The organism is Mycobacterium sp. E796 (genome assembly GCF_001672815.1).
Lineage (GTDB): Bacteria > Actinomycetota > Actinomycetes > Mycobacteriales > Mycobacteriaceae > Mycobacterium.
The window spans coordinates 1-25,278 of the sequence record NZ_LZKK01000048.1; the positions used below are offsets into that span (position 1 = coordinate 1).

Annotated in this window: 14 protein-coding genes; 2 read left to right on the plus strand and 12 right to left on the minus strand. The window is 69.4% G+C overall.

The window, feature by feature from the left end; genetic code table 11:
- The 3 genes from smc to A5706_RS04365 all read right to left on the minus strand — a co-directional run.
- The coding region (smc, locus tag A5706_RS04355; RefSeq protein ID WP_068127408.1) for a chromosome segregation protein SMC at positions 1 to 2,496 on the minus strand (2,496 nt) is incomplete at its 3' end.
- A 121-nt stretch (positions 2,497 to 2,617) separates the two neighbouring features.
- Positions 2,618 to 2,911 carry an acylphosphatase gene (locus A5706_RS04360; protein WP_068127410.1) on the minus strand — a complete coding sequence of 98 codons (294 nt, stop codon included), beginning with the start codon at positions 2,909 to 2,911 and terminating at the stop codon, positions 2,618 to 2,620.
- Entirely contained in the window at positions 2,898 to 3,320 is a 423-nt protein-coding gene (locus A5706_RS04365; RefSeq protein ID WP_068127411.1) for an OsmC family protein, read from the minus strand. The genes A5706_RS04360 and A5706_RS04365 overlap by 14 nt, the downstream gene beginning before the upstream one ends.
- 51 nt (positions 3,321 to 3,371) lie before the next feature.
- Between A5706_RS04365 and A5706_RS04370 the strand changes: the two genes are divergently transcribed.
- Positions 3,372 to 4,148 (plus strand): PIG-L deacetylase family protein, encoded by a 777-nt coding sequence (locus A5706_RS04370; protein ID WP_068127412.1) that lies wholly within the window; start codon positions 3,372 to 3,374, stop codon positions 4,146 to 4,148.
- 3 nt (positions 4,149 to 4,151) lie between these two features.
- Here A5706_RS04370 and mutM read toward each other — a convergent pair whose 3' ends face one another.
- The 4 genes from mutM to sepIVA form a co-directional block, all read right to left on the minus strand.
- On the minus strand, positions 4,152 to 5,003 hold the full coding sequence (gene mutM, locus A5706_RS04375) for a DNA-formamidopyrimidine glycosylase (RefSeq protein WP_068127413.1): 852 nt from the start codon (positions 5,001 to 5,003) through the stop codon (positions 4,152 to 4,154).
- Positions 5,004 to 5,019: 16 nt separating this feature from the next.
- The gene (gene rnc, locus A5706_RS04380; protein WP_068127415.1) at positions 5,020 to 5,733 is read right to left on the minus strand and encodes a ribonuclease III; all 714 of its coding nucleotides are present in this window, start codon (positions 5,731 to 5,733) and stop codon (positions 5,020 to 5,022) included.
- On the minus strand, positions 5,730 to 6,326 hold the full coding sequence (locus A5706_RS04385) for a DUF177 domain-containing protein (protein WP_197517740.1): 597 nt from the start codon (positions 6,324 to 6,326) through the stop codon (positions 5,730 to 5,732). Before A5706_RS04385 ends, rnc begins: the two co-directional genes overlap by 4 nt.
- Positions 6,327 to 6,432: 106 nt before the next feature.
- The gene (sepIVA, locus tag A5706_RS04390) at positions 6,433 to 7,170 is read right to left on the minus strand and encodes a cell division protein SepIVA (RefSeq protein WP_067155092.1); all 738 of its coding nucleotides are present in this window, start codon (positions 7,168 to 7,170) and stop codon (positions 6,433 to 6,435) included.
- A 354-nt stretch (positions 7,171 to 7,524) separates the two neighbouring features.
- Between sepIVA and A5706_RS04395 the strand changes: the two genes are divergently transcribed.
- Positions 7,525 to 8,706 carry a permease gene (locus tag A5706_RS04395; protein WP_068127438.1) on the plus strand — a complete coding sequence of 394 codons (1,182 nt, stop codon included), beginning with the start codon at positions 7,525 to 7,527 and terminating at the stop codon, positions 8,704 to 8,706.
- On the opposite strand, the gene A5706_RS04400 is transcribed toward A5706_RS04395, so the two are convergent.
- From A5706_RS04400 to rsmD, 5 genes are all read right to left on the minus strand, one after another.
- Positions 8,694 to 15,866: a beta-ketoacyl synthase N-terminal-like domain-containing protein gene (locus A5706_RS04400; protein WP_068127417.1), complete on the minus strand. Its 7,173-nt coding sequence runs from the start codon at positions 15,864 to 15,866 to the stop codon at positions 8,694 to 8,696. The two genes, A5706_RS04395 and A5706_RS04400, sit on opposite strands and share 13 nt — an antisense overlap.
- Positions 15,866 to 22,024 (minus strand): type I polyketide synthase, encoded by a 6,159-nt coding sequence (locus tag A5706_RS04405; protein WP_197517741.1) that lies wholly within the window; start codon positions 22,022 to 22,024, stop codon positions 15,866 to 15,868. Before A5706_RS04405 ends, A5706_RS04400 begins: the two co-directional genes overlap by 1 nt.
- Before the next feature lie 334 nt (positions 22,025 to 22,358).
- Positions 22,359 to 24,038, minus strand: a complete 1,680-nt coding sequence (locus A5706_RS04410; RefSeq protein WP_231985026.1) for a PfaD family polyunsaturated fatty acid/polyketide biosynthesis protein — start codon at positions 24,036 to 24,038, stop codon at positions 22,359 to 22,361.
- A gap of 122 nt (positions 24,039 to 24,160) precedes the next feature.
- Positions 24,161 to 24,643 (minus strand): pantetheine-phosphate adenylyltransferase, encoded by a 483-nt coding sequence (gene coaD, locus A5706_RS04415; protein ID WP_068127421.1) that lies wholly within the window; start codon positions 24,641 to 24,643, stop codon positions 24,161 to 24,163.
- A 77-nt stretch (positions 24,644 to 24,720) separates the two neighbouring features.
- On the minus strand, positions 24,721 to 25,275 hold the full coding sequence (gene rsmD / locus A5706_RS04420) for a 16S rRNA (guanine(966)-N(2))-methyltransferase RsmD (protein WP_068127423.1): 555 nt from the start codon (positions 25,273 to 25,275) through the stop codon (positions 24,721 to 24,723).
- Positions 25,276 to 25,278 lie beyond the last annotated feature (3 nt).

Genomic DNA, 25,278 nt, shown 5'->3' on the forward strand with positions numbered 1-25,278 from the left:
GCGCGCCTGCTGGGCCCGCAGCCGCGCCTCGCGTTCGGCCGCGGCCGCGCGCCGCAGGGAGTCCGCCCGCCCGCGCACGGCGTTGGCGCGCTCCTCGGCGGTCCGCACCGCCAGTCGGGCCTCCACTTCCACGCCGCGGGCGCTTTCGGCGGCGGCGGCGATCTGCAGGCGGTTCGCGGGCTCGGCCGCCTGCACGTGCTGGGTCTCCTGGGCGTTGCGCAGCCGGGTTTCCAGCGCGGTGACCTCTTCGACGGTCTGCGCGCGCCCGGCCTCGGCCTCCTCGCGCTGGCGCAGCAGCCGGCTCCATTCCTCCTCGGCGGCCCGGGCTTCCTGCCCGAGCCGGCCGAGCTGCTCGTACATCGCCGAGATCGCGGTGTCGGATTCGTTGAGCGCCGCCAGCGCCTGCTCGGCGGAATCCTGCCGCGCAATCTGCTCGGTCAGCGCGCCCGACAGCGCTGCGCTGAGCTGGGCCACCTGGGCTTCCGCGGCCGTCAGCTCGGCGCCGGCCTTGTCGATCTCCGAGGTGAGCTCCAGGGTGGACAGCTTGCGGTCGGAGCCGCCGCTCACCCAGCCCGCGCCCACCAGGTCACCGTCGAGCGTGACCGCGCGCAGCTGCGGGCGCGCCGCGACCAGGTCCAGCGCGTCGCCGAGGTCGTGGACCACCGCGACGCCGGAAAGCATGGCCGTCATCGCCCCGCGCAGCCGTTGCGGCGCCTCGACCAGGTCGAGCGCCCAAATGGCGTCGCCCGGCAGCGCCCCCGCGGGCGGGGGCTGATCGGCCGGCCAGTCGCCCAACACCAGGGCCGCGCGGCCGCCGTCGGCCTGCTTGAGGGCGGCGACGGCGGAACGCGCCGCGCCGAAGCTCTCGGCGGCCAGCGCGTCGGCCGCGGAACCGAGCACCGCGGCCAGCGCCGTCTCGTAGCCGGACCGCACCCTGACCAGCTTGGCGATCGGGCCGAAAAGCCCTGTGCCGGCGTGGTTTTGCGTGAGCCACGCCGCGCCGTCCTTGCGCTCCAGCCCGACCGAGAGCGCGTCGATGCGGGCGCGCAGCGACGCCACTTCCCGTTCGGCGCCGCGCTCGGCGGCCTGCAGCTCGGCGACGCGTTCGTCGGCCTGCCGCAACGCGGCCACGGTCCGCTCGTGGTGCTCGTCGAGGCCCACCTCGCCCTGGTCCAGCTCGCCGACCCGCGCCTGCACGGTCTCGAACTCCGCGCGGGTCTGTTGCGCGCGGGTGGCGGCCTCTTCGATGCGCTCGGAGAGCTTCGCCACGCTGTCGTCGATCGACTCGACGCGGGCCCGCATGGTCTCCACCTGCCCGGCCAGCCGCGCCAGGCCCTCGCGCCGGTCGGCCTCGGCGCGCACCGCAGCCAGGTGGGCACGGTCGGCCTCGGCGGCCTCGGCCTCGCGCTCGGCCAATTCGGCGCGCGCGGCATCCAGGCGGGTGCGCGCGGCGGCCAGCTCGCCCAGCAGCCGCTGTTCGGTCAGCTCCACCTGCTGGGCCTCGGCTTCCAGCGCGTCCGGGTCGGTGTCGCTCGGCGTCACCGGATCGACGTCGAGATGCTGCGCGCGTTCGCTGGCGATGCGCACCGTGGCGGCGACGCGCTCGGCCAGCGCGGACAGCCCGAACCAGGTGTGCTGGACGGATTCGGCCCGGCCCGAGAGCTCGGCGAGCGCCGTCTCGTGCGCGGCCAGCTCCTGGGAGGCGACCTCCAGGCGGGCGGCGGCCTCGTCGTGCTCGCGTCGCATCAGGGCCTCGGCCTCGAAGATCGCGTCGCGCTCCACCTGGCGGCTGACCAGGTCGTCGGCGGCCAGGCGCAGCTTGGCGTCGCGCAGGTCGGCCTGGATGGTCTGGGCGCGACGGGCCACCTCGGCCTGGCGGCCCAGCGGTTTGAGCTGGCGGCGCAGCTCGGTGGTCAGGTCGGACAAGCGGGCCAGGTTGGCCTGCATCGCGTCGAGCTTGCGGAGGGCCTTTTCCTTGCGCTTGCGGTGCTTGAGCACGCCCGCGGCCTCCTCGATGAAGGCGCGGCGGTCCTCGGGTCGCGACTGCAGGATCTCGTCGAGCTTGCCCTGCCCGACGATGACGTGCATCTCACGCCCGATCCCCGAGTCGCTCAGCAGCTCCTGGACGTCCATCAAACGGCAACCGCTGCCGTTGATTTCGTATTCGCTGGCGCCGTCGCGGAACATCCGCCGCGTGATCGACACCTCGGAGTACTCGATGGGCAGCGCGTTGTCGGAGTTGTCGATGGTGACGGTGACCTCGGCGCGGCCCAGCGGGGCCCGCGACGAGGTGCCGGCGAAGATGACGTCCTCCATCTTCCCGCCGCGCAGCGTCTTCGCGCCCTGCTCACCCATCACCCAGGCCAGGGCGTCGACGACGTTGGACTTGCCCGAGCCGTTGGGCCCGACGACCGCGGTGATGCCCGGCTCGAAGCGCAGAGTCGTCGGCGAAGCGAAGGACTTGAAGCCCTTCAGCGTCAGACTCTTGAGGTACACAGCGCGCCAGACTACCGCTCAAATCGCGCGGGTCAGCCCTCCCGACGGGGTGTCGGCGGGCCCGAAATTCACCTGTCGTTCACAGACGGGCACACCGGTCACAGGTGTCACATCAGTCACGTCAGCGCTCGACGAATCCGGTGAACCGCTCCGCCGGTTGCGACCAGTCGGCGACCACTTTGTCGACGTGACCCGGCCTGGAAGGCCACCCACCGCCGCGTTCCAGCAGCCGCAGCAATTTCTCGCCTGCCTCGCGCGGCCCCTGGGCCACCACCATTACCCGGCCGTCGGCCTGGTTGGCCGCGTAGCCGGTGAGGCCGAGCTCCAGCGCCCGGCAGCGGGTCCACCAGCGAAAGCCGACCCCCTGGACCCGGCCGTGCACCCAGGCGGTGAGCCGGACGTCAGGCTGGGGCATCTGAGACATCGGCGATCTCGAAGTTGACTTCGGTGCCGGACTTGAGCGTGCGCCCGACGGTGCAGACCAGGTCGACGGCCCGGTTGGCGACCACGAGCACGCGTTGTTTTTCCTCGTCGGAGAGCCCGGACAGGTCGAGCTCGAGCGTCTCCTCGAGCAGCGGATAACGTTCCTGCTCGCGGTCCGCGGGCCCGGACACCTTGACGACGGCCTTGTAGTCGTCGCCGAGCCGCCGGGCCAGCGGCTCGTCGGTGGACATGCCGCTGCAGGCGGCCAGCGCGATCTTGAGCAGCTCGCCCGGGGTGAACACCCCGTCGACGTCCTCCGAACCGACCAGCACCTGCGCGCCGCGCGAGCTGTATCCGGTGTAGCGGCGTGATCCGGTCCGTTCGACCCACAGTTCCGTCATGGCTTCTTTTCTACCGGGCTGCCGTTGGGCCCCGCGGGCATACTGCGTTGCATGGCCACCGTCGTCGCATTCCACGCCCACCCCGACGACGAGGTGATCCTGACCGGCGGCACCCTCGCACGGGCGGCGGCCAGCGGACATCGCGTCGTTCTCGTCACCGCCACCGACGGCCGCGTGCACGACGAGGACGACGACTTACGATTGGACGAATTACGTTGCAGCGCAGCTATTCTCGGGGTGCACCGGGTTGAGTGCCTCGGTTACGCGGACAGCGGCTACGGTCCAGAGTTCTACCCCGATCCACCCGGACGCGTCAGGTTCGGGCGAGCCGACGTCGACCAGGCGGCGGGGCGGCTGGCCGCAATACTTCGCCAGGAAGACGCGGATCTGCTGCTCAGCTATGAAGCCAACGGCGGCTACGGGCATCGCGACCATGTCCAGGTGCATCACGTGGGCAAGCGGGCCGCCGAGCTCGCAGCGACTCCGCGTGTGCTGGAGGCGACGATGCCGCGCGAATTGCTGGTCCGAATCGGCAATCTCGCGCGTCTGCTGCGGCTACCGGCGCCCTACGAGCCGGAAATCGCCCACACTGCATACGCGCCAAAGGCGAGGATTACCCACCGGATCAACGTGTTCGGCTTCGCGCGCCGCAAGCGCGACGCGATGGCCGCCCACCGCTCCCAAATCGGCAACTCGGCCGCGGCCGCGCGCGCATTCGACGTGCTGCTCGCGCTGCCGCCCCAGGCTTTTGGCCTGTTATTCCCGCGCGAATGGTTCATAGATCCCGCGCTACCCGTGGGATCGACGCGACACGACATCTTCGACTGACACTCAAACCCGTGGCCGCGGTTGACATCTCGGGCAGTAGAACGAGGAACGGTTCATGAACTTCTCCCGGCGGATGAGCGCGCCGCAGCGCCGGCACGGTTCACCCTCGCGGCCGTATGCGTCCAGGGATCGGTCGAAGTACCCCGACTCGCCGTTGACGTTGACGTAGAGCGAGTCGAACGAGGTCCCGCCCTTGGCCAGCGCGTCGCGCATCACGTCGCCGGCGGCGTCCAGCACGGCGGTCAGCTGCCGGCGGCTCAGCGTGTCGGCGATCCGCGCGCCGTTCACCTTCGCCCGCCACAACGCCTCGTCGGCGTAGATGTTGCCGATGCCCGACACCACCTGCTGATCGAGAAGCTGCCGCTTGATCTCGGAATGCTTGCGCCGCAACACCCTTACTACCGCGCCGACGTCGAAGCGGGGGTCCAGCGGGTCGCGCGCCAGGTGGGCAACCGGCTGGGGAACCACGCTGCCGTCGACGCTGACCAGGTCGGCGAGCATCCACCCCCCGAACGTCCGCTGGTCGGCGAAGCTCAGCACGGTCCCGTCGTCGAGCAGCGCGGAGATGCGCACGTGGTCGGCGCGCGGCACCTTCCCCAGCAGCATCTGCCCGCTCATGCCGAGGTGGACGACGAGCGCCGCGTCCGGGTCGTCGAGTAGCAGCCACAGGTACTTACCGCGCCGGTCGGTCCCGGTGATCTTCGCGTCGAGCAGCCGGGCGGTGAGGTCGGCGGGGCCGGCCTCATGGCGGCGCACCGCGCGGGGATGATGCACCCGGACGGCGGTGATCGTCTTGCCCACGACGTGGGCAGCCAAGCCGCGGCGCACCACCTCGACCTCGGGCAGTTCCGGCATTCAGCGGGCCATCGAATTAGGCGGAGGTTTTTCCCGCGGTGTCCAGCGCTTCGAGCGCTTTCCAGGTCGCGGCGGCGGCCTTTTGCTCGGCCTCCTTCTTGGAGCGGCCCACACCCGACCCGTATTCGGTCTCCATCACGACCACGACCGCGGTGAACTCCTTGTCGTGATCCGGCCCGGTGGACGTGACCACGTACGACGGCGCCCCCATGCCCCGCGCCGCCGTCAGCTCCTGCAGGCTGGTCTTCCAGTCCAGCCCGGCCCCCAGCGTCGGCGCGGCGTCCAGCAGCGCGCCGAACAGCCGCAGGATGACCTCGCGCGCCGTCTCGATGCCGTGCTGCAGGTAGATCGCGCCCAGCAGTGACTCCATGCCGTCGGCCAGGATGCTCGACTTGTCGGCCCCGCCGGTGTTCGCCTCGCCGCGGCCGAGAAACAAGTGGACGCCGAGGCCCTCGTCGGACAGGTGGCGCGCGACGTCGGCCAGCGCCTGGGTGTTGACCACGCTGGCCCGTAGCTTGGCCAGGTCACCTTCGGACCGGTCGGGATGGCGGTGGTAGAGCTCGTCGGTGATGGTCAGGCCCAACACGGCGTCGCCCAGGAATTCCAGGCGCTCGTTGGTGGGCAACCCGCCGTGCTCGTACGCGTAGCTGCGATGCGTCAGGGCCAGCGACAGCAGCTCGTCGGGCAGCTCGACCCCGAGCGCCTCGAGCAGGGCTTGCCGCGACGTCACCGCTGATCCCCCGGCGTGTCGTCCGGGCCGGGCGGCTCCCGCAAGATGTCGGCCAGCTTGGACCATCGCGGGTCGATGCGATCGTGGTGATGGCCGGGCTCGGCCGCGAGCGCAACGCCGCAATCGGGGCACAGCCCCGGACAGTCCGGCTCGCACAGCGGCGCGAACGGCAGCTCCAGCCCGACGGCGTCGATGATGGGCTGCTCGAGGTCGATGGTGTCGTCGACGATGTGGCCGACCTCGTCCTCCTCGGTGGTCGCCTCCGTCGTGCTGTCCGGGTAAGCGAACAGTTCGGTCAACCGGACCTGCACCCGCCCGGTGACCGGCGTCAGGCAGCGGGAGCATTCGCCGACGGTGGGCGCGGCCACCGTCCCGGTGACCAGCACGCCCTCCGACACCGACTGCACCTGCAGGTCCAGTTCCAACGGGGCGGCCCGGTCGATCGCGATCATGTCCAGTCCGATGCGCGACGGGCTGGGCAGGGTCTCGCGCAGGGTGACCATCGCGCCCGGGCGCCGCCCCAGCCGGGTGATGTCGATGGTCATCGGCGACGTCGAACGGCGCTGCGTGCTGATGCTGTGCTGCCGCGTCATAGAGGAAATCCTACGGCGCCGCGCGCGTAATGAAAGTCCGCGGCAGCGCCGCTAGTCCGGATGGCGGCGACCCGCTTCACCCGGCTCGCCGGGCTCGCGATCGCCGCTAGCGGGTCGCGTAGTCGTGGGTGCCGGCGGCCGTGCGCAGTTGGTGGCGGCCGCGTCCCACCGACCGCAGCGTGCCGTTGAGGAACTCCTCGAACTCGGCGAGCTTGTTGTCGACGTAGATGTCGCACTCCCCCCGCAGCCGGTCGGCCTCGGCATGCGCGGTGTCGATGAGGCGGGTGGCTTCGGCGTTCGCCGCCTCCACCACGCTGTTCTGCGAGACCAGGCGCTGCTGCTCCTTGATGCCCTCTTGCACGGCCTTCTCATAGGAGATGTTGCCGTTCTCGATCAGCCGATCGGCCTCGGCCTGGGCGCGGCTGACGCTGGCCTCGTACTCGCGTTTGGCCGCCGTGGCGATGCGCATCGCCTCCTCGCGAGCCTCCCCGACCATCCGCTCGCTGTGCTGGCGCGCCTCGCTGACCATCCGGTCGGCCTGCGCCTTCGCGTCCGACAGGAGCCGGTCCGCCTCGGCGCGGGCGTGGTTGAGCATCGATTCCGATTCGGTGGTCGCCGAGGAAACCATGGATTCGGCGTGCGACTTGGCGTCCTGCAGCATCGAGTCACGCGCGTCGAGCACGTCCTGGGCGTCGTCCAGCTCGCCCGGGATCGCGTCCTTGATGTCGTCGATCAGTTCCAGCACGTCACCGCGGGGCACGACGCAGCCGGACGTCATGGGCACGCCACGCGCCTCTTCGACGATGGCGCCCAGTTCGTCCAGCGCTTCAAAAACTCGGTACACGGCCATACCCTCCTGGCGGCTTGCCAAAAAAACTCGTTGTTACCAGTGTGCCTGTTGTTACGTCTGTGACAGCGGTGGCGCGGCCGGTGTGTCGGGCATTTGCCGTCCGCGCCCGCTCGCCACCAGTGAATTCCATAGAAAATGCCCGTTCACGTCGTTTCCGCGGGCCCGACAGCCGCGCGGGGCTGTTCCGTACTTATTCTTTGCCGGCCCCCGCACCGATTTGCAGCCATTCTAGGGATAATCGCCGCCCCCGCGCGCAAACGGCCTTTTCCCGGCTTGACATATACCCCCTAGGGGTATATGCTCGCGCGGGGAAAGTCCCCGAATCACGCAACCGAAGCGGAGGCCTCGATGAGGGCGCTGGCAGCGGTCGGTCATGCCCTGGGCTTGGCGGGGTCGATGACATGGGAAATCCTATGGGCACTGATCCTGGGTTTCGCCCTGTCCGCGGTGGTGCAGGCCGTCGTGCGCCGTTCGACCATCGTGTCCCTGCTGGGCGACGACCGGCCCCGCACGCTGGCGGTGGCGGCCGGGCTGGGGGCCGCGTCGTCGTCGTGCTCCTATGCCGCGGTCGCCCTGGCCCGCTCGCTGTTTCGCAAGGGTGCCAACTTCACCGCCGCGATGGCGTTCGAGATCGGTTCGACGAACCTCGTGGTCGAGCTGGGCATCATCCTGGCGCTGCTGATGGGCTGGCAGTTCACCGCCGCGGAATTCGTCGGCGGCCCGCTGATGATCGTGGTGCTCGCCGTGCTGTTCCGGCTGTTCGTGCGGTCCCGGCTCGTCGATGCCGCCCGGCAGCAGGCCGAGCGGGGAATCGCCGGCTCGATGGAGGGCCATGCCGCCATGGACATGTCCATCCAAAAGCAGGGCTCGTTCGCCCAACGGCTCTTCTCCCCCGAGGGCTTCACTTCGGTCTCGCATGTGTTCGTGATGGAGTGGTTGGCGATCCTGCGCGACCTCGTCCTGGGCCTGCTGATCGCGGGTGCCATCGCGGCGTGGGTACCCGAAAGCTTCTGGCGCAGCTTCTTTTTGACCGATCACCCGGGCTGGTCGGCGGTGTGGGGGCCGATCGTCGGGCCGATCGTCGCGATCGTGTCGTTCGTCTGCTCGATCGGCAACGTGCCGCTGGCGGCGGTGCTGTGGAACGGGGGCATCAGCTTCGGCGGCGTCATCGCGTTCATCTACGCCGACCTGCTGATCCTGCCGATCCTGAACATCTACCGCAAGTACTACGGCACTCAGATGATGCTCACGCTGCTCGGCACCTTCTACGCCGCGATGGTCGCCGCCGGCTATCTGGTCGAATTGCTGTTCGGCACAACGGGTCTCATCCCCAGGCAGCGCAACGCCACGGTGATGGAGGCGTCGATCTCGTGGAACTACACCACCTGGCTCAATATCGCCTTCCTCCTCATCGCGGCCGTCCTGATCGTGCGGTTCGTCGCCTCGGGCGGGCTCCCGATGCTACGGATGATGGGCGGCTCCCCTGCGGCGGCGGAGGGCCACCACGATCACAGCCATCATTGCGACTGAGGGCTGTGGCGCTGGGTTGACCGGGTCGCCATCCATTCGTCGCCGTCGATCGTGCTTCGCCAGTCCGCGGGGAGCGCGTCCAGGGCGTCTTCGATGCAATCCCATATCGACTCGAGCGGGGACGCACCCGGGGCGGCGGCCGCAATGCGGTCCTCCACAGCGTAATTCGGCTCGTGCGGCGCATCGCTGAACGGTGCGAGCGCATTGATGGCGTCCATGACGCGGCGTCGCCGTTCGGCGTAGGGCCAGGCGACCAATTCGTCGGGCATGATCGGCCGGCCGAAGATGTAGTCCTGCGCCCCATGCCGATACGGCACCTCGAGCTTGTGCTCCACCGGTTCCTTCGGCAGGCCCCCGGCGAAGTACACCGGCACGATAGGCAACGACGCGGCGATGGCCAGGTCCAGCAGCGTGGAGGTCAGCCGCTCGACGCGCTGGCCGGAACGGACCGATCGCGTTCCGTCGGCGTGCACCATGGTCGACGCCGCGTGGGCGGCGACGTCGTGCTTGATCTCCTCGATCAGGCTTAAGAACTGCGACGGGTTGCGCTGGTCGAAATACCTGGTGCTGCCCGGGTTTCCGTTCGCCGTGGCATCCGCCAGCCGGGTGAGGGCGCCAACCCACCGGGTTTGGTGCTTGGCGTGTGCGATCGTCACGACCTTCGTGTCGGTCAACCACGACGCGATCGACGTGCCCAGGATCGACTCGACCTGCACCTGATGGTTGCCCAGCAGCAGCACGGGACGGCCCCGAATCGCCGCCATCGCGGCGGGGTCCGTGACGATGACATGCCTGACGTAGCGCGACAGCAGGGCCCAGTGGACCAGGTCGGCGAACCCGCCCGCCGGTATTCCCAGCCGGTCGGTCGCCCAGCTACGCACCGGTTGCCAGTCCGTGTGCAACGACGCGCTCGCGCGACATTCGCCCCGGTCCGTCTGTTCGACGTCGACGGAGATTCGCTCCAGCGGCAGGGCCGGGCAGCCGACCTGCCCGTCGACGATGAGCACCTGCGACGGGTGGATCGCGCCGTGGGCTGCGTCCGCGACGGCTTCCTTGGCGGCAATGTCGGCGATCAGGGAATTGCCTTGGCCCTCGGTGTCATACACCGCGCGCAGGGTGCCTTTGAACCAGTCCTGCGTTGCCGCGCGCGCCGGATCGAGCGTCACCACGCCGCGGCCCAGCCGGTCGCCCAACGACATCCCGGGCACCGCGCGCCGCTCGGCAAGGAACGCGCGCCGCTCGGCGCCGCTGACCTGGACCAGATGACCCTTGTCCAAGAGGAATTCGACGATGCGGAGGTAGGCCCACGGCTTGCCCGCGACGCTGAGCCAGAGATCGACGACCGGCAGTCGGTCGTCGGCGTCGTCGAACCCGACGAACCGCGCTTGCACGTCCACCGTCCCCGCCTCCGGGGCGTCGCCGTAAAAGCGCGCCCAGATCACCCGGCGAGGGAATCCGACGGTCGTGTCCGCGGCGTCCGCGTAGCTGGCGACATCCGCGGTGTCCGTGGTCCACACGTTCATCGCGGTGTGGGGAACGATGTGGAACGCACCGTCGAGCAGCCCCGGGTGTTGCTCTCCCGCGGGGACCTTGCACCGCTCCACGACCAGCGTCCCAGAGGAGCCGTTGCGGCCGATTTGGGCGCCGTCCATCAGGGTTTGGAACGCGGGGCCGTGGAACACCGTGCCGTCGTACGGGCTGGCGTAGGGCACCGCGCCGTGCAGCGGGGCGGGCGTCGCTGGTTCGCCGGCGTAGTGGTCCGCGGTGAAGATCACGGCCTCGGCGTGGGTCTCCCAGCGCGACAACTCGGCTCGGGGCGCATCCCGCCACACCTCGAGGCGGCCGTCGAAGCGGCCCGGCTCGACGGGCTCGACCACCACGCGTAGCCGTGTCGGCGCATCGACGACGACCCAACGAACCAGACGCAGGTCGCTGATTTCGACCACCTTGGCCCCGCCCGTCGCCCGGCTGGCCGCCTGCGCGAAGAGATCCAGCACCGACATCATCGGCAGCGACGGGATCACGTACGTCGGGCAGTGGTCGAGCACCCACGTGTCCCGAGCGGGATCGATCGTCGTCTCCAGCGTGGTGGCCGAACCGGCGTCGGGCGCCGGGGGCTCGCCAGGCGCGATGCGCATGGCCAAATTGGTTGCGCTGTAGATCCGTATCCCGTCGCACCACAGGGATGCGTCGGCCACCGCCAGGATACCGGTTGCACCGCGCTCGATGCGGGTGATCTCTATCTCCGCCGTGATTCGCTCGTTCGTGGGCACGATCTGACCGCGATACCGCCACGTGATCGCTTCTCCGATGGCCACCGGCTCGAAGCGCGCCGACGGCCCCATCTCGTCGCCGAAGCCCATGTCGAGCATCGCGAATTGTATTAATTGCAAGAGCATCTCGATGCCCAGCGATCCGGGCTGCACCGGGTCGCGGTAGAAGTGCGCCTTGAAGTACCACTCGGCGGGGTTGATGTCCTTGACGGCACGCCACCGGCCCAGGCCCGCGCTGCCGGCGGTGGGCCAACGGCCCGTCACCCGGTCGATCATCAACAGCATCGGGTCGGCCAGCCGCGCCCCCGGGCCGAAGAATTCGGCCGGGCGCGTGCCCAGGTCGACGACGGGCGCCTCGCAGGGAAGCTCCAACAGGGCGCGCTGGTCCTCGCTGACCGGGAGCCCGACCTGCTGCTGCAACGCTTCGAGACGGAAGTAGCCGAACACCGTGTCGAACGTGTAGACGATGCCGTCGTCCGCGGAGATTTCGCCGTCGAAGGTCACGATGATGGTCCCGCCGGCTTGGGCGATGTTCTTGAGCACCGCCTTGATTCGCAAGGTGCCGGTCGAGGGCGTGATCTCCCGGTGCTGTACGCCGGTTCCGTCGAGGTTGCGGAAGAAGAGGTCCACGTCGAAGTCGAGCGGGCAGCCGGCGTAGGCGCCCAGCCAGCCGCAGGGTTGCAGTGCGATCTCCATGAGGACCGCGTTGGGCATCGTCGGCCGTGCGTTCGAGCCCTTGTTCTCGGCGAAATACCACGCGTCGCTGGGGATGTCGTATTCCGCGACGACCTGCGCGCCGGGCGTCGCGACGCCGAGCTCGCCCACTACCTCGGTGACCCGGGACATGAAGTGGTAGGGCGGACCCGGCAGCCGCGCGACCCTGCGGTGGGTGTCGAACTTCTCGTAAAGCGGACCAACCGCCAGGGAAGGCTTGGCGATGGCGCACGCCAGCATCGCCGTGTAGTCAAACTTGACCCCGTGGCCTTCGGCGACGGGTTTGGGTTCGACGTAGCCTTCCAGCTCTTTGACGCCCATGTCCATCGGGCAGCCGGGTGAGAGCCGCAGTCCCATCCGGCGGCAGTGGAAGGCCGGCAATCCGTCGACGGTGCACAGCAAATCGGCGAACAGCGTGGGCTCGGGCCCGGCGATGACCTCCCGGACGAACACCTCGTAGACCAGCTCGCGCGATCCCGGGGTGACCTGGCCGCGGCAGACCAGCTTGTACGTCTCGAACGGCACGGGCTCGAAGCGCCACCCGTCGCACCCCATGGTCATGCCGAGGGCGGTCATGTAGATGGCCATCGTCTGCATCGTGGCCTCGTACATGAGGGTGCCGGGCATACACGGGTCGTTCTTGAAATGACCGTCGAAATACCATTTTTCGGGTGTGATGTGTTCAACGGCGCGCAGGTAGCCGCGGCCCCACGGGCCGCCGGCGAAGTCCAGGCGGGTCACCTCGTCGACGAACAGCATCTTGCCGCCGGCGATGCTCGGCGTGCGGGTGTGGCTGGCGGCGCGCTCGAAGCCCGGGCCGAGCGTGCGCCAGACGTCGCCCGCCGCGATCGCCTCCAGGTCGGCGCGCTGCAACGAGGTCCGCGACGTTCTCGCCGGGGTGGGCTCCATTGGGCCGTCGATGGTTTCGTCCTCGGGGCGCCACAGGATCCCGCCCGACGCGGCCAGCTCCTCGTCGGAGAAGAACCCGGCCTGGCCGTTGCGCATGGACATCCGCTCGACGCCGTCGATGGTGCAGTCGTAGTGGAAGAAGAACAGGCGGATGTCACCCTGGCGAGCGTGGCCGTCGACGTGGATGTCGAAGCGCAGGGTGTCGCCGATCTCGGGCAAGCCGCCGAGGTAGGTCACCTCGCAGCCCAGCAGGCGATACACCCGCTCGCCCTTGTTGGCGAAGTCGGCGCCCATCCAGGAGATGAGCATGAGGTCGGCCTGCCCGGCCTCGATCATGATTCCGGCCGGCATCCGGCCCTGATGCAGCCACCAGGCGTCGGCGGTGACATCGGTTTCGGTCCACAGTGTTCCGGTGCCGTTCTTGCCCGGCTCGGCGTCGATGCCCAGCAGCCGATCCGCCAGCAGCAGCGGGGGTTCCGGCATCCGTACCTGCCGCGCGTAGTCGTCCTGCACCGCGAACGCCGGACCGAAAATATCGGAGATCTTGCCCGAGGCGTGCACGCGCAGGCCGTCCTTGTCCAGCGCGAGGCCCACCGGGGGGCGCTTCACCGTCGGCTTGGGTAATTCCTTGCCGGGGGGCGGGGACGGTTGGATCGCGCGGTAGGCGCCCGCGTGGGGCCGATACCCGACATCATTGTGGGACAACGGTTTTCGGCGGTCGTCACCGACCGACAGTGGCTCCGGTGGCGCCTGCCCGAGCAGGTCGGCGCCGACCGGCACCCGTGCCAATGCCTCCGCGACCTTGGGCAGCGCCGGCGGGGCGGGCAGGTGCGTTGTCATGGGCCGCTCCAATTGAGGGGTGATGGGGTGAGCCGGAAACCGCAACCGCGCGTGATTCCCGGTCGGAGGCGTGCAGAACAGACTCCCGAACGCGTCGTGGTGGCCGGGTGGCGGTGGCGCGAGCACGATTTGCTGTTCCTGGCCCCCGAGGCCGGTGAGCGCGACGACCACCGAACGCTTTTCGGCCGTCCACGGCGTGCCATCGGGGCACACGCCCAGCACGCCGTAGAGCGCGCCCGCGGCGACGTGGAGCAGGCCGGATGCGGCGTGCGCATGGCCGAGCAGCGACGACAGGTTCAACGCGCCGGGCGCGGTGCCCAAATGAAGGCAATCGCCGTGCGGTTGCTGATCCGCCGGCAGGGTGGCCAGGACGGTGTCCCCGGCCCGATGCGCGTCCTCGGCGCGTTTGAGCACCACGACGACGGCGGCGTCGCCGGGTGTCTGCTCGCCCGACCGGAGCAGTGCGCGCGCCGCGGCCTCGTGCACCGGTTCACAGCTGAGGTCCACCGCGCCGACGACGGCCGCGTCGACCTCGCCTCGCCGAAGGGCGCGGGCGGCCATCTCCAGCGCGGTGGTGCCCGAGAGTTCCTCCCTGGACACGGTGAAACTCGGCCCCCGCAGGTCGAATTGGCGGTTCAGGCGGTTGGCGACGATGTTGGGCATGGCGCCGACGACGCCGGCGGCCGTCCACCCGGGCACGACGGCATCGCGCGCCGCCGCCAGTTCGGCGGGGTCGTCGATCTCGTCCGCCAACCGCCATCGCAACCCCAGTCGGGTGATCTCGGCGTCGCAGCCCATCCCGACGATGACGCTCGTCCTGTCCGGTGGCAGCCCGGCGATCACCGTCTCGATGTTGACGGCCGCACCGAGAAGGGCCAGCTGCTGGGGCAGCGTCTGGCTGAGATCCGCAGGGGGAAAGCGTGTTTGGGTCACGTCCAGGCGGACCTCGGTCATCCGAGCCCGGCGGGCGCCGCCTGTCCCGCGGGTCGGAATCGGTTCGGCCTTCTTCAGATGGTCGGCCACCGAGGCGGTTTCGTCGTCACCGACCAGCAGGCTGACGCCGACGATCGCGATGTCGTCATCCGTGCGGGGAACGGCGAGCGTCGGCCGGTCGGGGCAGGCGCCGGGGGCCGGGATCCATTCTTCGAGCAGCAGGTGGGCGTTGTTGCCGCCGAAACCGAAGTTGTTGACGGCGGCGCGGCGCGGCCCGCTGCACTCCCAGGGTTCGGCCTCGGTGAGTAGCCGGAATGGCGAGTCGGCGATGAACGGCAACGGGTCGTCGACGTGCAGGGTGGGGGGCCGGATGCCCGCACGCATCGCCGCGAGCACCTTGATCGCCCCCGCGGCGCCCGATGCCGTGATCGAGTGTCCCAGATTGGATTTCAGTGATCCGATGGGTAGCTCCGACATGCCCTCGAAGATGCGCGCCATGCTCATCAGCTCGGTCAGGTCGCCGCGCGAGGTTCCCGTGGCGTGACACTCGACGAGCGAGATGTCTCGCGGCTCGAGCCCGGCCATTTCGTAGGCGAGCCGCATGGCCCGCTCCTGTCCCTCCTGCGACGGCACGAGCGGGCCCTGTCCCCGCCCGTCGTTGCTGAGCCCGACCGCCCGGATGACGCCCAGTATCGTGTCGGCGTCGGCGATCGCGTCGTCAAGCCTCTTGAGCACCAGAAACGCCGCGCCCTCGGCGGGCACCAACCCGTCGGCGCCGCGGTGGAAGGGCCGCGACCTTCCGGTGCGACTTAGCGCCTGCAGCGCGGTGAAGCCGACGTGCAAAAGCAGGTCGCTGGCACCGTTCACGCCGCCCGCCACCATCACGTCCGCCGTGCCGTCGTGGAGTCGGTCGCACGCCAGCTTGATCGCGTACAACGAGGAGGCGCACGCGGCGTCGAGGGCCGTGGCGCCCGCGGTCAATCCCAATGCGCCGGCCACGACGTGGGCCGGAAGGCCGGACATGAAGCGGTTGCGCCAGTCGATCCCGTCTTCGCTTCCGCGCCAGACCTTTTCGGCTAGGTCGATCATCGACGTCGTCGGGTAGCTCAAGTTGCCCATGACGACCCCGGCCCGGCCCGGGACCTCACCCGGACGCCAGCCGGCGCTCTCGAGGGCTTGCCGGGCGGCCTCGACGGCCCACAGGTACAGCGCGTCCAAACCGCGAAAGTCGTTGGCGCCGAGCAGGAAACGGCCGGGGTCGAAGATCTCGTCGAAGCCGCGCACGTATCCGCCGCGGTCCGACCAGGCGTGATCCAGGAAAGGGGCGTCCTTGTCGTCGCGGACGATGCGCGCCGCCGATACCCCCCAATGGCCGGGTTGCGCTGACCCGAGCGCGTCTCGGCCCTCGCGCACCGTCCGCCATAACTCGTCGGGGCTCAGACCGCCGGGCAGGACGCAGCCCTGGCCTACGATCGCGACGGGTGAAAACATCAGCCGCCGTAGGGGTACAACTCGAGCCGTTTGAGGCTGGCCACCACGTGGCCGTCCGCGTCAACGAGATCCAGGTCGCAGACGGCTCCGCTGTTCTTGGCATCGCCGTTGGAAAGCACACAGCGCAATCCGTCGCCCAGCGTCCCGGCGCGATAACGCACCACCTCGCCCACCCGCAGCGGCAGCACCGTGCGGCCGAGCTGCGCGTAACTCCACACCAACGCCAGTTGCAGGCACCCGTCGAGCGCCGCGGAATCGGTGGCCCAGCCCTCGCCCGGCCAACCCGCTTTCGCCAGGCCGTGCAGCGACGCGGTCGCGCTCGTGGCCAGGCACTCGACGTCCCCGAGGACCTGGAACGCGGGGCCGTGGAAGAGCGCGCCGTTGCTGTAGCAGGCGTCGCGGTCCAGCCGGTGTCCACTGGCCGGCGCGGTCGGTGCCGCCGGCGCAACCCCTGGGGCCGAACCCATTTCGGCCGTCCCGGAGTAGTAGGCGGCCGATCCCGCGACGTCGGACAACGTGCAGGCGAGTCGATCCGGCCGGCCCTCCACCGGCGCGGCGCGCACCAGCATCGGGTCGCCCTGCCCGTCGAACTCGTGCAGGGTCACGCCGCGCAGCACCCTTAGGTCGAGCAGACGCTGCACGAGTTGTCCGGGGCGGCACGCCTCGGCCATCCGCACGAACCACTCCAGGACCTGGACCACCGGCAGCACGACGTTGCCCCGGACCCGGTGATCCGCCAACTGCGGCTGCCGTCGCACCTGGGCCAGCACGCGCGCGATCCGGCCTTCGGCTGGCATCGGAGGGGTTGCGCCGCCTGCCGATACGCCGTCGCCGAGGGTGACCTCGGGGTCGTCGGTCTGGGCGTCCAGCACGTCGGAGACGAAAGCGCGCGCGCCGTCGGCGAGCGGAATCAACCCGATGCCGCGCGACTCGAACACCGCCTTCAGCCCGGGCGTGACCATGCCGGAATCCCATGGCCCCCAACCCAAGGCCCGCACCAGGCAGGTTGGTCCGCGTCGGGCCTGCTCCGCCAAAGCCACCTTGTTGAGGATCTCGTTGGCCATCGCGTAGTCGCTTTGGCCGGCGTTGCCGCTGCGCGCGGCCACCGAGGAAAACAGGCAGATGATTTTCAGCGGATCGCCGGCCGTGGCGTCCAGCAGCGCGCACAGGCCGCCGACCTTGGTCTCGAAGACACGGTCGAACCCGTCGAGGGTCTTCTTGTGCAAGGGTGCATCGGCCAATACGCCGGCCCCGTGCACTAATCCGGTGATAGGCCCGAATTCGGCTCGCACGCTGTCCAGTAGAGCGCCGAGCGCGGTCGCGTCGCGCACATCGGTCGCGGCATAACGGACCCGGGAGCCCGCGGCGGTCAGGGCGGCGACGGTGGCCCGCACCTCGCGATCCGCGAGGATGCGCTGCACCTGCTGTTCTAACTCCTTGGGCGTGGGCTTGAGTCCTCGTGTCACGGCGCTGGAGAGCAGCGCCCGCTTGAGTTCGGCGTCGGTTGTCAGGCCGTGCGCCTCGGGGGGTTCGTCGGAAAGCTCCGTGCGTCCCAGCAGCACGAAGGAAGCCTGGGTCTGGTTCGCCAGCGCGATCACGGACGCCGCCGTCACGCCGCGGCCCCCACCCGAAACGACGATCACGTCGCGATGGTCGATGCGACGCGCGTGGGCGGTCACCCGGCTGCCGTCCGCCACGGCCGTGACCCGGCCGTGCGCGCTGCCCAGGCCCACTTCCAGTTCGGCCCCGCCCGCCAATAGCTCCTGCGCGAGCTGTTCGGCCACCGCAAGCGGCGACCGCCCTCCGACCGCGATGTCGATCGCCTTCACCTGCGCGCCGGGCCACTCCTGTGCGGCCGTCTTGGCGAGGGCGGCGATGCCGCCGGCCCAGGCGCGCGGGCCGGGGTCGGTGAGCAGTCCGAAGGTGCCGCCGGTGTCCTGGACGGTGACGAAGACGCCGCCGTGTTCGGCGAACCTCGCGGCGACCCGCTGGGCGTCCGCGAAGACCGTTCGGTTGATGGCCAGCGTGTCGTGGCGCGTGGCCGTTTGCCGCAGACCGCCGAGGTGGATCACCGCCTCGGCGTTGGCGTTTGGCTCGGGCACGAGCGTGGCGTTGACGCCATGCGTGCGCAGGATCGCGGCCAGCGCGTCGGCGGTGGTGCCGGTGGCGTCTTGCGCGGTGACGATCTCCACGTTGGTGGCGGTGTAGAGACCGGGCATTCCCATCCCGCTAGCCGGAGCAGGAATCGCACGCACCGCGTAGCGCGCGATCCCCGCTCCGGCTAAGTCAAAAGGGAGGCGATCACCTGCCCCGGTCGGGGCCGTCAGGCCTTGAAGGTAGTCGACGATTTCTTGCAGCGTGCCCAGCGTCGCCATCGTCGCGGCCTCCACCTCGGGCAGCGCCGGGACCCGCTGCTGCACCGCCGACAAAATCTCCACCCGCTTGATCGAATCAATACCCAAATCGGCTTCCAACGCCATCGACAAATCCAGCATCTCCACCGGATAACCCGTCTTGTCCGCCACCACCTCCAACATCTGGGTCACCAACTCCCCACCGGCAACCGAAACAGCCACCGGCGCAAGCGTGCTCACCGGGGCGCCGTTGCTCGCGGGCGGACCCGTCAGACCTTCGAGGTAATCGACGATCTCCCGCAACGTGCCCAGCGTCGCCATCGTCGCGGCCTCCACCTCGGGCAGCGCCGGGACCCGCTGCTGCACCGCCGACAAAATCTCCACCCGCTTGATCGAATCAATACCCAAATCGGCTTCCAACGCCATCGACAAATCCAGCATCTCCACCGGATAACCCGTCTTGTCCGCCACCACCTCCAACATCTGGGTCACCAACTCCCCACCGGCAACCGAAACAGCCACGGGCGCAAGCGTGCTCACCGGTGCCGCGATCCCGTTGTGACCGGCCGGGGTGCCGTTATGGACCGCCGGGCCGGCCGGGACCGCCGGCGCCGCGGGCACCGAGGGACCGCCGTTGCGGGTGACGGGGGCGGGCGGCGGCGTGGGCATCGCCGGTTTCCCGTTGGTGACGACGGGGACGGCCGAGGGCGGGGTGGGCGGCGCGGCCACGGCGGCCGCTGGCACGAGACCTTGCAGCAGCCTTTGTATTTGGCCGATTCCCTCCTGCACGGTTCCCACCGCGGCGATCAGCTCGGTCACCACGTCGGCGCCGATCTGGAGCATCGGCGAGGAAGGCGCGGCGGGGGCAGACGTCGTCGTGGTCGGGACGACGGTCGTGTACGAATCCGATGGCGCCAATTTGTACTCCGATTCGGTCCTGTGTCCGTTGCTTCGGGCACTGCGGTCGGTGGGGTTTTCGACGGCCCGCTGGACGGGCTCGTTGCTCATCTGGGGCCGTCCATAGTTGGATCCGTTGATCTTCAGGGTCAGCTTCGGTCGCTCCTTGGTGCGCGGGTCGTCGACGACGCGGTAGTCGGCCCAGAGGCTTTCGAATTTCATCGGGACGCCTGCGGCCGCGAGCTGGGCCAGCCCAATCCAGAGCGATCGAATGCCGTTGCGGCCCTTGGTGTCCAAAGGCACCGCGGAGTGCTCTTCGCCGGCGAGACACTTGCCGACCAGACCCGTCAGCACGGCGCCGGGGCCGACCTCGATGAAGGTGCGCGCGCCGGCCTGCCACATCGCCCGAATCTGTTCGGCGAACCGCACCGGCTGGGCGATCTGGTTGGCCAGGGTGGTCCGCATTTGGTGGGGGTCGCCGGCGTACGGCTGCGCCGTCGCGTTCGCGTAGACCGGCACCTGCGGCGCTTCGAACGGAATCTGGCCGAGGAACGACGCGAACGGAGCCGCGGCCGGGGTGACGATGTCGGAATGGAAGGCGGTGGCGACGTCAAGGCGCCGCGCGTTGATGCCCGCCTCCATAAACCGTTGCGCCGCATCGTCTATGGCTGCGCTCTCGCCGGAGAGCACAAACTGGTCGGGGGCGTTGTAGTTCGCGATGGCCACTGGCAGCCCGCACTCGGTGATCAGCTTGCGCACCCAGTCGACGGGCGCGGTCACCGCGCACATCGATCCGTCGCTGTTGATGGCGGCTTCGGCCATCAGTGCGCCACGCGCGCGGGCGATCAGCAGCGCCACCTCTTCGCTGAAAACACCGGCGGCGCACAGCGCGGTGACCTCGCCGAAGCTGTGTCCGCCGACGGCCACGGGCGTGATGCCGAGCGCACGGATCACCGACAGCAGGCTCAGGCTGTGCGCGCCGATGCCCGGTTGCGCCCACTCGGTCCTCGTCAACTCGCCCGCCTGCAGCGCGCGCTCGTCGTCGCTGAAGGCCGTTCTCGGCCAGACGACTTGGTGCAGGTCGCGGTCGGCGTTGAGCAGTTCGGCCCGGGCCAGTTCCCACGGCGCCAGCGCCGGCTCGTAGAGCTGCGGCAGGTCGGCGCCCATGCCGACGTATTGGCTGCCCTGTCCCGGGAACAACAGTGCGACCGGCCCCGGTCGTTGCGCCGAGTAGTAGTAGCCCCGTGGCGAGCTGAACGATGAGGCCAGATCGGGTGTTCCGAGTTTCGCCGCGGCCTCGTCGAGCATCGCGCGCAGGTTCGCCACGCTGTCGGCGACGACGGCCAGGCGGTGCGGCGCGGTGGCGTCGTAGGCGGACTGCGTGCTCCGCGCGAGGTAGCCGAGCATGTCGGGATCGTCGACCAGTGACGCGGACAGCCCGGCCGCCTGCTCGCAAAGCGCCGCGGCGGAGGGCGCGCCGAGCACTATCAGCTCGGAATCCCAGGACCGGTAGCGCCATGCGCGGTTTCCGGCGCCCGTGTACTCCTCGACCGTGACGTGAAAGTTGGTGCCGCCGAAGCCGAACGAGCTGACGGACGCGCGCCTCGGGAGGCCGTCGGCGGCCACCCACGGTTTCGCCTGCGTCGACAGATAAAACGGTGACTTCTCTATTTCGAGGGCGGGATTGGGCCGATCGACCTTGATGGTCGGTGGCAGCGTCTTGTGATGCAGCGCCAGCACGGTCTTGAACAGGCCGCAGGCGCCGGCCGCACCTTTGGTGTGGCCGACCTGAGATTTCACCGAGCCGAGCGCGCACCATTGCCGGTCCGCCCGCCCCGAGCCGTCGAACACCTCTCGCAGCGCGGTGAACTCGGCGACATCGCCGGCCTTGGTGCCCGTCCCGTGGGCTTCCACCAGCCCGACGGTTTCGGGACCGTAGCCGGCGGCGGCATAGGCGCGGCGCAGGGCTTTGGCCTGACCGGCCGGGCTCGGGGCATAGATGCTCTTGGCGCGGCCATCCGAAGACGTACCGATGCCGCGGATCACGGCGTAGATCCGGTCGCCATCGCGTTCGGCGTCGTCGAGGCGCTTGAGCGCCAGCATGGCCAGCCCCTCGCCCAGCATGGTGCCGTCCGACTGCTCGGAGAAGGGGCGGCAGTCGCCGGTGGGCGACAGCGCGGTGACCTTGGCGAAGCACATGAACATCAAGATGTCGTTGAAGGCGTCGACCCCGCCGGCGATCACCATGTCCGACTCACCGAGATAGAGCTCGTGCAGCCCGACCTCGAGAGCGGCCAGCGAGCTCGCACACGCGGCGTCGATGACGCAGTTGGTGCCGCCGAGGTCGAAGCGGTTGGCGATCCGCCCGGCGATCACGTTGCCGAGGAGGCCGGGGAAGGTGTTTTCCTGCCACGCCGTGTAGCCGGAGGCGACGCTCTCGCTGAAGGCGGTGATCTCGGCTTCCGACAGCCCGGCGGCGCGCAGCCCCCGCTCCCACACCGGCCGGTGCAGGCTGCCGCCCATGTAGTTGGTCATCTCGGTGCCGCCGGACGCGCCGAGAATTACGCTGACGCGCCCGCGATCGAGCCGAGAAAAGTCACCACCCGCGACGTCCTCTAATACCTGCTGCGCTACCCGCAGACCAAGCAATTGGGCGGTGTCGGTCGCGGGCACCACATTGGGTGGAATTCCGAAATCGATCGGCGAGAAGTCGATATCGGGTAAGAATCCGCCGCGGCGGGCGTAAACCTTGCCCTGAATGCCCGGAGCGGGGTCGTAATAATCGTCAACGTTCCAATGCGACGGCGGAACGTCGGAGAACAGGTCCGCGCCGGCGACGATGTTGCGCCAGAAGCGTTCGGCCTCCGGAGACCCGGGAAACAGCGCGCTCACCCCGACAACCGCCACAGGAGGATGCTTGGATACCACCGGTCTCCTTCGCGCCGTTAACACCTACCGCATCGCCTGTCAACCCGGTTCACAAAGACTGACCGTTAGGTTTTGCCGGGTTGATCAGCCAAGACGGGTCGAACGCTCGCCGGACGATACCAGAGCATAGGCGATCGTATTGACGGAATGTCAATACTGGGGATCGGTCTCAGGGCGATGGGATCCATCGCACGCAAGCAGGGAGCGGGCAGGCGGCAAAACTACCTACAAGTAATGTTCGCCAACGCCGACGCCATTTCTGCGGCATCGAATTCTGCGGCGCCGGCAATGCGAGCCGAGTCAAGCGCGACGGTCAGATAGCCACCGCACCGGCGGGCGCTATCGATAATGGCTGAGGAATATACCGGAATGCACTTATCGGAACGGGAACGCCGCAGGTTCGCGCCTGCTGGGCGCGGCTGATCCGGGCGGCTCCTTCGAGCAGATTGAGCGCCACCTGGTCGACGTTGCGGTGCTCGCACTTCTCCAGGTAACTGCCGGCCACCCAGCCGTTGAAGGCTCCCATGGATGGGCCGCACCAGATCTGGTAGTCCAGGACGCGCTCCGGATCGCCCTCGATCGCCCACCGGCTTGATTTGCCCAGGTACCAACGGAACACCAGCGCCATCTGATACTTCGCGTCTCGGTCCGCGAGTTCGAGCACCGCCGGCTCCCGCTGTTCCCAGTACCGACGCGTTTCGTCCCAGACGTCGTCGACGCTCTTACCGAGGATCTTTTCCAGTTCCGCGCCGTGTTCGCCGGTCACCGCCGCCAGGTCCGGGTAGCCGGCGTACCACGCGTAGAGCTTCCTCGCCCGCGGGCCGAACATCGAGCCCCGCTTGAGCACCTGCAGGTTCACGCCCATCTCGAACATGTCGGAGGCGGGGGCCATCATCACGTCCGCCACCGAAGCCTTGGCGAGCATCTCCCGCGCGCGAGCCGACAGCCCCGACTCGACGCACGACTGGTTGACCGAGCCCGTGACCACGTACGCGGCCCCCATCGCGAACGCACCGGCCACGGACTGGGGCGTGCTGATGCCGCCGCCGGCGCCCACCCGCACGCGGCCGTCGAGGCCGTGTCGGTGCGCCAGCTCGTCGCGCAGCAGCGCGATTTCGGAGAAGAGCGACGACAGCGGGCGGTTGTCGGTGTGTCCCCCGCTGTCGGCCTCGACCGTGATGTCTTCCGCGACGGGCACCCGCCGCGCCAGCTCCGCTTCCCGCGCAGTCAGCTTGCCGGCCGATTCGAGCGCCGACACCAGCGCCACCGGCGCGGGTTCCATGAACAGGCGAGCGACCTCGGGCCGTGAAACCTTCGCCATCACATGGTTTTTGCGGACGATCGCACCGGCCGCATCGGTCGACAGACCGGACAACGCGTAGTGGACCACCGCGCGGGTCAGTTTCATGAACGCGGACGCCTCGACGATGCGGACGTCTTGCGCGATGAACAACTCCGCCACCCGCGCCTCGAGCGCCGGCTCGGTGGGTGAGTGGATCAGGTTCGCGCCCCACGCGAGTCCAGGATTCCCGGCGAGCCTCGCCCGGATGTCCGCCACGCCGCGCTCCACGTCGGCGTACGCGAGGCCGCCGGCACCGAAGAAACCCAACATGCCGGCCCGGGCCATCGCCACCACCAGAGCGGGTGTCGCGATGCCGTTCGCCATGGCCCCGGTGACGTAGGGGAAACGGGTCCCGTGGGCCTCGCAGAACTCACGGTCGCCGAGCCACTCCGGGTATATCGGCGGCAACGTCGCCACGAGCGATATCTCGGACGCACCCACGCCCACCAGCTCACCGCCCATGGCAAGCCCGAGCTGCCCGGTGGCGGCCTCGCGGACCACGTGAACCGGGTGGCGAACGTGTTGGAGGACGCGAGCGATGTCCGCCGGCGCGAATGCCGGCGGCGCGGTGGTCGCGCGCCACCCACCCAGAACCGGGGTCACACCGGGTTCGGCGTGCGGTTCCAATGCGACGGCAGGTCGCTCGTCCACTGCCAATTCCCTTCAATACGCGTGCTGAGGAAATCCAGCATGGAGTTTCTCACGGACCACCGTTACGGGCGTCGAAACTCTAAAATCTCGGGCGCCGACGCACGCGGGTGTTCTGGCCGCCCTCAGGGCCGGGCCGAAAGCTTTTCGCGCAGACGGCGATTCACCGGCTCGGGCAGCAGCTCCGCCACGTTTCCGCCCAACGTCGCGACCTCTTTAGCCAACGACGAGGACACGAACGAATAGCGCGGCGTGGTGGCCACGAAAAACGTGTCCACACCGGCGATGTGCTTGTTCATCTGTGCCATCTGCAGTTCGTATTCGAAGTCGGTGCCGGTGCGCAGGCCTTTGACGATCGCGGTCATGCCGCGGGCCCGGACGAAGTCGACCACCAGACCCTGCCCGGCCTCCACCCGCAGGTTGGGCAGGTGCGTCGTCGACTCCTCGATCATCGCGATCCGCTCGTCGAGGTCGAACATGCCCTTCTTGGCGGGGTTGACCAGGATCGCCACGACGACCTCGTCGAATTGGGCCGACGCGCGTTCGAAGACGTCGATGTGGCCCAATGTCACCGGGTCAAACGAGCCCGGGCATACCGCGCCGCTCATGTCGCGCGCCGGCGACGATGCAGAGCGAAGCGATGAGGAGGAGCGGCGCTCATGTCGACTGACGGTACACGCCAGGCTCACCCGAATTCGGCCAGCTCCAGGCGGGTGTCGCCGTAGACCCGCTCGGGCCACACCGACCAGCCCGCGGGCCACGTCAGCGCCGCGCCGCCGGCCGCACGCTCGACCGCGGCGACGGTTCCGTCGCGCACCCAGCCGTGCGCGGTCAGCGCGGCCAACACGGCGTTCACCTCCGCGGCGTCGACGTCGTAGGGCGGGTCGGCCAGGACCAGGTCCACCGGGGACGCGGCCCCGGCCGCCACGACGGCCGCCACCGCGCCGCGGCGCAGGGCCGCACCGCTCAGCCCCAGCGCGTCGATGTTGCGCGCGATGACCGCCGCCGTGCGCTGGTCGGACTCCACGAAGAGCGCGGAGGCGGCCCCGCGCGACAGGGCCTCTAGACCCAGCGCGCCCGACCCGGCATACAGGTCCAGCACCGCCAGCCCGGTCAGGTCGCGGCGCGCGGTGACGATGTTGAAGAGCGATTCGCGCACCCGGTCGGTGGTCGGCCGGGTTCCCCGCGGCGGGACGGCGATGCGCCGGCCCCCGGCGACGCCGCCGATGATCCGGGTCACGCG